The sequence below is a fragment of the Fusobacterium sp. genome (assembly GCF_030528405.1).
Lineage (GTDB): Bacteria > Fusobacteriota > Fusobacteriia > Fusobacteriales > Fusobacteriaceae > Fusobacterium.
In genome coordinates, this window is record NZ_JAUMYY010000049.1 from 1 (window position 1) to 9,552 (window position 9,552).

14 protein-coding genes are annotated in these 9,552 nt (G+C 27.0%); 9 read left to right on the plus strand and 5 right to left on the minus strand.

Features of this window, described 5'->3' with window-relative positions; all coding sequences use genetic code 11:
- Window positions 1-271: 271 nt before the first annotated feature.
- The 3 genes from Q4A58_RS07260 to Q4A58_RS07270 all read right to left on the minus strand — a co-directional run bounded on the left by Q4A58_RS07260 (window position 272) and on the right by Q4A58_RS07270 (window position 3,009).
- A complete protein-coding gene (locus Q4A58_RS07260) occupies window positions 272-1,627 on the minus strand; it encodes a HAMP domain-containing sensor histidine kinase (RefSeq protein ID WP_303117902.1) in 1,356 nt (451 codons plus the stop codon).
- On the minus strand, window positions 1,605-2,279 hold the full coding sequence (locus tag Q4A58_RS07265) for a response regulator transcription factor (RefSeq protein ID WP_303117904.1): 675 nt from the start codon (window positions 2,277-2,279) through the stop codon (window positions 1,605-1,607). Before Q4A58_RS07265 ends, Q4A58_RS07260 begins: the two co-directional genes overlap by 23 nt.
- 175 nt (window positions 2,280-2,454) lie before the next feature.
- Window positions 2,455-3,009 carry a PepSY domain-containing protein gene (locus Q4A58_RS07270; protein WP_303117906.1) on the minus strand — a complete coding sequence of 185 codons (555 nt, stop codon included), beginning with the start codon at window positions 3,007-3,009 and terminating at the stop codon, window positions 2,455-2,457.
- A gap of 299 nt (window positions 3,010-3,308) precedes the next feature.
- Here Q4A58_RS07270 and Q4A58_RS07275 point away from each other — a divergent pair, with 299 nt between their 5' ends.
- The 9 genes from Q4A58_RS07275 to rplQ all read left to right on the plus strand — a co-directional run bounded on the left by Q4A58_RS07275 (window position 3,309) and on the right by rplQ (window position 8,325).
- Entirely contained in the window at window positions 3,309-3,935 is a 627-nt protein-coding gene (locus Q4A58_RS07275) for an adenylate kinase (RefSeq protein ID WP_303117908.1), read from the plus strand.
- 63 nt (window positions 3,936-3,998) lie between these two features.
- The gene (gene map, locus Q4A58_RS07280) at window positions 3,999-4,763 is read left to right on the plus strand and encodes a type I methionyl aminopeptidase (RefSeq protein WP_303117909.1); all 765 of its coding nucleotides are present in this window, start codon (window positions 3,999-4,001) and stop codon (window positions 4,761-4,763) included.
- Window positions 4,764-4,953: 190 nt separating this feature from the next.
- Complete coding sequence (gene infA, locus Q4A58_RS07285) at window positions 4,954-5,175, plus strand: translation initiation factor IF-1 (RefSeq protein ID WP_005899265.1); 222 nt, start codon at window positions 4,954-4,956, stop codon at window positions 5,173-5,175.
- A gap of 24 nt (window positions 5,176-5,199) precedes the next feature.
- Complete coding sequence (gene rpmJ, locus Q4A58_RS07290; RefSeq protein WP_022819891.1) at window positions 5,200-5,313, plus strand: 50S ribosomal protein L36; 114 nt, start codon at window positions 5,200-5,202, stop codon at window positions 5,311-5,313.
- Between the two features lie 198 nt (window positions 5,314-5,511).
- On the plus strand, window positions 5,512-5,868 hold the full coding sequence (gene rpsM, locus Q4A58_RS07295; RefSeq protein WP_303117927.1) for a 30S ribosomal protein S13: 357 nt from the start codon (window positions 5,512-5,514) through the stop codon (window positions 5,866-5,868).
- Between the two features lie 44 nt (window positions 5,869-5,912).
- The gene (gene rpsK, locus Q4A58_RS07300) at window positions 5,913-6,302 is read left to right on the plus strand and encodes a 30S ribosomal protein S11 (protein WP_005903915.1); all 390 of its coding nucleotides are present in this window, start codon (window positions 5,913-5,915) and stop codon (window positions 6,300-6,302) included.
- Window positions 6,303-6,347: 45 nt separating this feature from the next.
- Window positions 6,348-6,935 (plus strand): 30S ribosomal protein S4, encoded by a 588-nt coding sequence (rpsD, locus tag Q4A58_RS07305; RefSeq protein ID WP_303117944.1) that lies wholly within the window; start codon window positions 6,348-6,350, stop codon window positions 6,933-6,935.
- A gap of 31 nt (window positions 6,936-6,966) precedes the next feature.
- Entirely contained in the window at window positions 6,967-7,947 is a 981-nt protein-coding gene (locus Q4A58_RS07310) for a DNA-directed RNA polymerase subunit alpha (RefSeq protein WP_303117945.1), read from the plus strand.
- Window positions 7,948-7,974: 27 nt separating this feature from the next.
- Entirely contained in the window at window positions 7,975-8,325 is a 351-nt protein-coding gene (rplQ, locus tag Q4A58_RS07315; RefSeq protein ID WP_303117947.1) for a 50S ribosomal protein L17, read from the plus strand.
- Window positions 8,326-8,660: 335 nt separating this feature from the next.
- Here the strand turns inward: rplQ and Q4A58_RS07320 are convergent, their stop codons facing one another.
- Window positions 8,661-8,930, minus strand: a complete 270-nt coding sequence (locus Q4A58_RS07320) for a type II toxin-antitoxin system RelE/ParE family toxin (RefSeq protein WP_303117948.1) — start codon at window positions 8,928-8,930, stop codon at window positions 8,661-8,663.
- A complete protein-coding gene (locus Q4A58_RS07325) occupies window positions 8,927-9,196 on the minus strand; it encodes a hypothetical protein (protein ID WP_303117949.1) in 270 nt (89 codons plus the stop codon). Before Q4A58_RS07325 ends, Q4A58_RS07320 begins: the two co-directional genes overlap by 4 nt.
- Between the last annotated feature and the right edge of the window lie 356 nt (window positions 9,197-9,552).

The window sequence follows — 9,552 nt, forward strand, 5'->3', positions numbered from 1 at the left end:
ATTAGGAAGCGCCATTTAAAAAAAATATATTTATATATAGATAAGCACACTTAAAAGTGTGCTTTTTATTTTTTATTTAAAAGTGTATAGTGTAAAAGAGTATTTTTTCATTATAAAAGGAATAATAAATATAGAGTTAAATAAAAAAAGGAAAAAATTTGAAACATAAAGTTTCAAAAAATCTCCTAATTTTTAACGAAAAATTTATAAATTTTCTAATTAACACCTATTGTCAAAAAACTGAAATTTAAAGTATATTATATCTAAAATTTTAGAATTTTACTGCAAATTTACTTCCTCTATTAATTTCACTTTCAACTTCTATACTTGCATTATGTAATTTAACTATTTTTTTTACCATTGATAAACCTAGTCCATAACCATAATTAGTATCCTTATTTCTTGAAGTATTACTTTGATAAAATCTATTCCAAATTTTTTTTATTTCATCTTTGGTCATTCCTATCCCATCATCTTCTACTTCTAATATAATTTTATTGTCTTTTTTGTATAAGTTTACAAAAATTTTAGATTTTGTAAATTTTAAAGAATTACTAAAAAGATTATCAAAGAGCCTCTCAAGCATTAATCTATTACCTAGAATCTCTAAATTTTTTTCTATATTACAAATAAAGTCAATATTTTTGGTTTCAAGTACATATTTATAATCATTTAGACTAGTTTCGATTAAATTAGAAATGTTTAAATTTTCAATTTTGATTTGATTTTCTCTTTCTAATTTAGATAATTCCATAATTTGATTAATAAGAGTTGACATTTTCTTTGCCTGTCTTTGTATAACTGAAAAGGATTCTTTTGCCTCTTCAATTGAGTCAGAATAATTTATAGCATAGTCACTTTCCGCTAATATAACAGTAACAGGAGTCCTTAACTCATGAGAAACATCAGAGCTGAATTGTTTTTCATAAATATAGGAACTTTCTAAATTATCTAGAATACTGTTAAAAGAGAAAGCCATTTTGTGAATTTCATCCTTAGCATTACCTAATTTTATTCTTTTTGAAAAGTCTTTAAATTTTTGTATTTCTAAAGCAGTATTAGCTATTTCTTGAATAGGTTTAAAACTATTTTTTATAATTTTATATCCACCATAGCTTATTAAAAACAATAGAATTGGAGAAAAGATAAAAATTAAAATTAAAATTAATCTAGTATTCTTATGAAGATTTGAAATAGGTAAAATACCCCGAATCCATTCGCTATTTTCATTTTTTTTCAAACCTATAGGAACATCAAAATAAAAGAATTGTAATTCTCCAATCTTATAGCTATTAACTTGAAAATTTTCTGAAAGTTTTAATCTTATATCAAAATTTTTAGGTACAAGTCCTTCAATTTTTTCACCAGAATTAGAATATCTAATAAAAAAAATCCCATCATCAAAACTTTCAAATTTTTTAGGATTTTGTGCCATTTCATAGACAGCTTCTGTTAAATCCTCTTTGCTTGAAGAATCAATTAAGGAATCTGCAATGAAAAATGCAGATGCAATCATTATTGAAATTAATAAAGAAATAAAAAAAGTGTACCAAGCAGTAACTTTAAAAGTAATTGGTATAGAGTAAATTAAATTTTTAAATTTGTCATTCACTTTCCTTAATAACATAGCCCAAACCTCTTTTAGTTGATATTAAAGGTTTAGCATCATTAATATCAATTTTTTTTCTAATATTTTTTATAAGCACATCTATAATATTAGATTCTCCATCATAATCAAAATCCCAAACATGCTCTCTAATTTGTTCTCTACTTAAAATATGATTCTTGTTTTGCATTAGGTATTCTAATACCTCATATTCTTTTCCAGTTAATTCAATTTCTTGTTCAGCTCTCTTTACAGTCTTTTTTGAAATATCTAGTACTAAATCATCTATTATTATTTGATTGGATATATTTCCATATTTTCTTCTAATAATTGCTCTAATTCTAGCAAGAAGTTCATTGAAATCAAAAGGTTTTACTAAGTAATCATCGGCACCAAGATCTAATCCTTTTACCTTATTGTCAATACTATCTTTAGCTGTTAGCATTAAAACAGGAGTATCGTTTTGATTAGCTCTCAATGTCTCTACAACTTCGTAACCAGATATTTTTGGCATCATAATATCCAAAATAACTAAATCATAGTTTTCATAGTTTAAATAATCCAGAGCATCTTCTCCATTGAATACAGAATCCACACTAAAATTATTTTTCTTTAAGTGCCTTGTTATGACACTATTTAAATCTTTTTCATCTTCAACAACTAATATTTTCACTTAATCACCACTTTATAATAAATATTATAGTAAAAAAAAGAGACTAATACGGATTTTTACTAAACTTTTATATAATTAAAGATAAAAGTTATTCAAACTATAGAATGTAGAAGTCTCATTTTTCTTACTAAATTTTGTCTAAAATAATATTACTTTTTTAAAAAATATTTATTGATTAAAAATCTCTTTTAACTTTTAAGATATTTCCATTTGTAGCATCAATTAAATAATCTTTTTCAATAAAGCCTTCCATAACTTCTATTTCATAAACAGGTATTCCCATTTCATAATCAAATTCAATGCTTTTTATAGTTCCATTTTTAGAATGATTAAGAGCAATTTTTTTAGCCTCTTCCATAGAAATATTAGTTCCTGAACCAGTAGTTGTATTAGTAGTTGTAGTTTGAACATTATTATTTAAATTTATTAAAGTACGCTCATTATCAATCTTCAAAATATTCCCAGAAACAGCATCAATTTCAAGCTCTCTTTTTACATTTCCATCAAGCACTTCTATTTCATAAACTAACATTCCTTTTTCAGTATCAAGCTCAGTTTTTAATATTCTACCATTATTTGTTTGTTTTAAAGCAATTTTATTAGCTTCTTCAGATGAAATTATTTTTTGTTGATTTACTGTGTTAGCATAAGTTTTTGTAGACGTAGAAAATGCCCCGAATACTAAAGCTCCAAATACCATCATTGTTATTATACTTTTTTTCTTTTCCATTTTTAATTCTCCTTTTTATAATTTTTAATTTTTTATAATTTTTTCTTATTCACATTTTACTAGTTTAAAATGAATCTATGATGAATAAAAAAATTTTATTTTTTTTACTTGCACTGAGTATAAAATATAAAAATGAATTTAAAATGAATAAATTATTTTTTATATTTTAACAATAATTTTACTATAAAAGCTAGTAATATTTAAAAAAAATTAATTTTTTTAGAGTAGAAACATTACATTTTATAAAAAATTAATGTATAATAATATATTAATAAATAAAAAATAGAGGAGATGAAAAAATGAATATAGTTTTATTCGGTGCACCTGGAGCTGGAAAAGGAACTCAAGCTAAATTTATTGTTGATAAATATGGCATTCCTCAAATCTCAACAGGTGATATTTTAAGAGCTGCAGTTGCTAATCAAACAAAGTTAGGAATAGAGGCAAAAAAATTTATGGATGCGGGACAATTGGTTCCTGATGAGGTTGTAAATGGTTTAGTTGCTGAAAGGCTTGCTGAAAAAGACTGTGAAAAAGGTTTTATTATGGATGGCTTTCCTAGAACAGTTGTTCAAGCTAAAGTTTTAGATGAGATTTTAGAGAAATTAAATAAAAAAATAGAGAAGGTAATTGCTTTAAATGTTCCTGATGCGGATATTATTGAGAGAATAACAGGAAGAAGAACATCGAGAACAACTGGTAAGATTTATCATATTAAATATAATCCTCCAGTAGACGAAAAGGAGGAAGATTTAATTCAAAGATCTGATGATACAGAGGAAGTGGTAGTAAAACGATTAAATACATATAGAGAGCAGACGGCTCCTGTTTTTGATTATTATAAGGCTCAAAATAAGACTTTTGAAATTGATGGGACAAAATCTTTAGAGGCTATAACAGAAGAAATATTTAAGATACTAGGATAATTAAGCTGAAAAGAATATCTATTCAATTTGAATAAATATTCTTTTTTGATGTGAGAGGGAAAAATGAGACTTATTAAAACACTGGATGAGATAAAAGGGATTAAAAAAGCAAATCAAATAATAGCAAAGATATATGAAGATATAATACCACAGTATTTAAAACCAGGAATTACAACTAGAGAAATAGATAAAATAATAGAAGAATATATAAGAAGATGTGGAGCAAGACCAGCTTGTATAGGAGTTGAAGGGATATATGGTCCTTTTCCCTCTGCAACTTGTATTTCTGTTAATGAGGAGGTTGTGCATGGTGTGCCTGGAGATAGAGTTATAAAAGAAGGAGATATAGTTAGCCTTGATATTGTGACGGAACTTGATGGTTTTTATGGAGATTCTGCTAAAACTTTTGCTATTGGAGAAATAGATGAAGAAAGTAAGAGACTTTTAGAGGTAACTGAGAAATCAAGAGAAATAGGTATAGAACAAGCTGTTGTTGGAAATAGATTGGGAGATATAGGACATGCAATTCAACATTTTGTGGAAAAAAATGATTTTTCAGTTGTAAGAGATTTTGCTGGGCATGGTGTGGGCTTGGCATTACATGAAGATCCTATGGTACCTAATTTTGGAAGAAAGGGTAGAGGATTAAAAATAGAAAATGGAATGGTTTTTGCTATAGAGCCAATGGTTAATGTGGGGACTTATAAAGTGGCTATATTGCCTGACGGCTGGACTGTGGTGACAAGAGACGGTAAAAGATCTGCACACTTTGAACATAGTATAGCAATAGTTGATGGAAAGGCAGTTGTTTTAAGTCAACTTGATTAAGGAGTTACTATGAAAAGTATAAAAGAGCTATTTGGAAACGAAAAGAAAGAAGATCTTTATTTTACACCAATGAAATTGATCTTGAAAAAGTAATTTTGGTGTAAAAATTTATTTTTTATAAAAATTATATATAGATTTTTATTTGTTTATATGTTATAATATTTTGTATTTCTGTTCGATGGGAGGAAAAATGTCAAAGAAAGATGTTATCGAATTGGAAGGGACAATAGTAGAGGCTCTTCCTAATGCTATGTTTAAGGTAGAATTAGAGAATGGTCATACTATACTCGGACATATTTCTGGTAAGATGAGAATGAACTATATAAAAATTTTGCCAGGAGACGGAGTAACTGTACAGATCTCTCCTTATGACTTGTCGAGGGGTAGAATAGTATACAGAAAGAAAAATTAATATTGAGGTGGAAAGGGGGTAAAAATGAAAGTAAGAGTATCAATAAAGCCTATTTGTGACAAGTGTAAGATTATAAAAAGACATGGAAAAGTAAGAGTAATCTGTGAAAATCCTAAACATAAACAAGTTCAAGGATAGTCTTTATTAAGAGAGTATTAAAAAAGTACAACATAAATTTTAAATTATTTAAGATGATGAAGTACTGTAAAGACATGGTGAGTCGTAGGACCATCTCCATAATAGCAGAATGGGACATGTCGAAGAAAGTATTAGTTGGTTAGTATACTAACAAATATATAAAACCTTTAAATTCTATTAAAAAGAGGAGGAAAAATTTTGGCTAGAATAGCAGGAGTAGATATCCCTAGAAACAAAAGAGTTGAAATAGCTTTAACTTATATTTATGGAATTGGAAGACCAACTTCTCAAAAAATATTAACTGAAGCAGGAGTAAACTTTGACACTAGAGTTAAAGATTTAACAGAAGAAGAAGTAAATAAAATAAGAGAAATTGTGAAAGATATCAAAGTTGAAGGAGATCTTAGAAAAGAAGTAAGATTGTCTATAAAAAGACTTATGGATATTAAATGTTACAGAGGATTAAGACATAAAATGAATCTTCCTGTAAGAGGACAAAGTTCTAAAACAAATGCAAGAACAGTTAAAGGTCCTAAAAAACCAATCAGAAAATAAGCGTATTTTAGATAGTAAAAACTTAGTAGAGGAGGTAGCTTAAATTGGCTAAAAAAACAGTAGCTAAGATAAAAAAGAAAAGTAAGAATATTCCTAATGGAGTAGCTCATATACATTCAACTTTTAACAATACAATAGTTGCAATAACTGATGTTGATGGGAAGGTTGTAAGTTGGAAATCTGGTGGAACTTCTGGTTTCAAAGGAACTAAAAAAGGAACTCCGTTTGCAGCTCAAATAGCAGCAGAACAAGCGGCTCAAATAGCTATGGAGAACGGAATGAGAAAAGTTGAAGTTAAAGTAAAAGGACCTGGTTCTGGAAGAGAAGCTTGTATTAGATCTCTTCAAGCAGCAGGATTAGAAGTTACAAAAATAACTGATGTAACTCCTGTACCACATAATGGATGTAGACCACCTAAGAGAAGAAGAGTGTAATAAATCTAATTATCGAGTAAAAAACAAAGGAGGAATATTTAAGAAATGGCAAGAAATAGACAGCCTGTTTTGAAGAAGTGTAGAGCTTTAGGAATAGATCCAGTTATTCTTGGAGTAAATAAGTCTTCAAATAGAGGAATAAGACCAAATGCGAATAAAAAACCAACAGAATATGCAATTCAATTAAGAGAAAAACAAAAAGCAAAATTTATATATAATGTAATGGAAAAACAATTTAGAAAAATATATGAAGAAGCGGCTAGAAAACTAGGAGTTACAGGGTTAACTTTAATAGAATATCTAGAAAGAAGATTAGAAAATGTAGTTTATAGATTAGGTTTTGCTAAAACTAGAAGACAAGCAAGACAAATAGTTTCTCATGGACATATAGCTGTAAATGGAAGAAGAGTTAATATAGCTTCTTATAGAGTTAAAGTGGGAGACATAATATCAGTAATAGAAAATTCAAAAAATGTAGAGCTTATTAAAGCAGCAGTAGAAGATGCTACTCCACCTGTATGGTTAGAATTGGACAGAGCTGCATTCTCAGGAAAGGTTCTTCAAAATCCAACAAAAGAGGACTTAGATTTTGATTTAAACGAATCTTTAATAGTTGAATTTTATTCAAGATAATAATGTAATCCTTTTGATAGGAGTTGATATAATGTTAAAAATAGAAAAGCAGGCTAAAGCAATAAATATAACAGAGATAAGAGAAAGTGAAACTAAGGGACACTTTGTTGTTGAGCCTTTATATAGAGGCTATGGTCATACATTAGGAAATGCACTTAGAAGAGTACTTCTTTCTTCAATACCTGGGGCAGCAATAAAAGGAATTAGAATTGATGGAGTTTTAAGTGAATTTTCTGTAATTGAGGGAATAAAAGAAGCTGTAACAGAAATAATTTTAAATGTGAAAGAGATTGTTGTTAAAGCAGAAAGTTCTGGAGAAAGAAAAATGACTTTATCTGTTAAAGGGCCTAAAGTAGTAACAGCTGCTGATATAATATCTGATATAGGAATAGAAATTGTAAATCCAGATCAAATTATCTGTACAATAACAACTGATAGATCTTTGGATATAGAGTTTCTTGTAAATACTGGAGAAGGTTTTGTAGTATCAGAGGAAATAGATAAAAAAGACTGGGCAGTTGACTATATTGCTGTAGATGCAATCTATACTCCAATTAGAAAAGTTTCTTATGAAGTTCAAGACACAATGTTTGGGCAAATGACTGACTTTGACAAATTAACTCTAAATGTTGAAACTGATGGAAGTATAGAGATTAGAGATGCTATATCTTATGCTGTTGAACTTTTAAAACTACATTTAGATCCATTTTTAGAAATAGGAAATAAAATGGAAAATCTGAGAGAAGAAGTTGAAGAAGAAGTTGAAGAAAGTGTAAGCAATCAAATAATAGATGAGAAATCACATGATATGAAGATAGAAGAATTAGATTTAACAGTGAGATCATTTAATTGTTTAAAGAAAGCAGGTATAGAAGATGTATCTCAGTTAGCTAATTTATCTATGAATGAACTATTAAAAATAAAAAATTTAGGAAAAAAATCTTTGGAAGAGATTTTGGAAAAGATGAAAGATTTAGGATATGATCTTAATCAAAATGGATCTCCTGAATAATATTATAATAAGGAGGAAATTCTACTAATGAATCACAATAAATCATATAGAAAATTAGGAAGAAGAGCTGATCATAGAAAAGCTATGCTTAAAAATATGACTATATCTTTAGTAAAAGCAGAAAGAATAGAAACTACAGTTACAAGAGCTAAAGAATTAAGAAAGTTTGCAGAAAAAATGATAACTTTTGGAAAGAAAAATACTTTAGCATCTAGAAGAAATGCTTTTGCCTTTCTAAGAGATGAGGAAGCAGTGGCTAAAATATTTAATGAAATAGCTCCAAAATATGCTGAAAGAAATGGTGGATACACTAGAATAATTAAGACATCTGTTAGAAAAGGTGACTCAGCAGAAATGGCTATAATCGAATTAGTTTAATAGTTAAAATAGTATCAAATATACTTTTTATCTATATTATAAAAAAGCTATTGGCACATAAAATGCACAATAAAGGGTTTATATTCATTATAAGCCCTTTTTTTATTTTAAAAAAAGAATATTAATATGCGCTAATCTTTAACAAAAAAATAGTTCCAGATTTTATTTTTCTGGAACTACATAAAAATTTATTTGATTTTTTCATCAACACCATTTGACACAGAACCATTATAAAAAAGAGTTAGTTTTTATAAATAGCTTTATATCCCGTAGATCTTAAAATAAAAAAGTACCCAATTTTTTATATTGAGTACTTTTATTTTTTATAATCTTTTTTAATAAATATCTCCCCTATTATCAGCATCTAAAACATCAATTAAAATTATTTCATTATTTTCTATCTTGTAAATTATGCGATAGCTTCCTATTCTCATCCTAAACAAATTAGGGTACCCACTCATTTTTATTATATCAATATTAGTTTGTCCTTTAAACTTTGAAATAATATTATTTTTAAATTTTTCTTTTACATCATTGTGTTTTTTAAAAAAATTCTTTGCTGGCTTCCTGTAAATAAAATCAATTTTTAATTTTATATTATTCATAGTTCAATCTCTACGCTTTCCTTATCAACTATTTCAAGGTCTTTGTCTGTATAGCTGTTTAATTTATTAATAATTTCTTTTGTTTCTTCCTCTGTTCCTGTAGGGATGTTAGATATTAATCTATAATACGCTTCGCTTTTTTTAGCTTGTAAAATCATTTCAATCCCTTTTCTAATTAATTCAGATGTTCCCATATTATATATATTTGAAATTTCCTTTATATCCTGTATCATACTTTCTTCAAGTCTTAAACTTATAGCTTTCATTTTTAACACCTCACTTATTGTATTTATTGTATATACATAATATACCATATAAAATATGAAAAAGCAATATAAAAGATATTTATAATAATAAAAAGTATACTAAAATATATATAAATAATATTTATTGTCATAAAAAGAACATAAAAAAAGAAGCATAGCCCCCTACATTTTAAATTTTAACTTTTTTCTTCTGCATCTTTAATATTTTTAAAAAAGTTATTTGTTTTCAATATAAAACTAAGAAAAATTATTTAAATTAATTTTTTAGCATATAATACTAGACTTAATATTAAAAATTGGGTACTTTTTTTATTTTAGAACCTATAAACCTATAGTATATAAAACTATTCATAAAG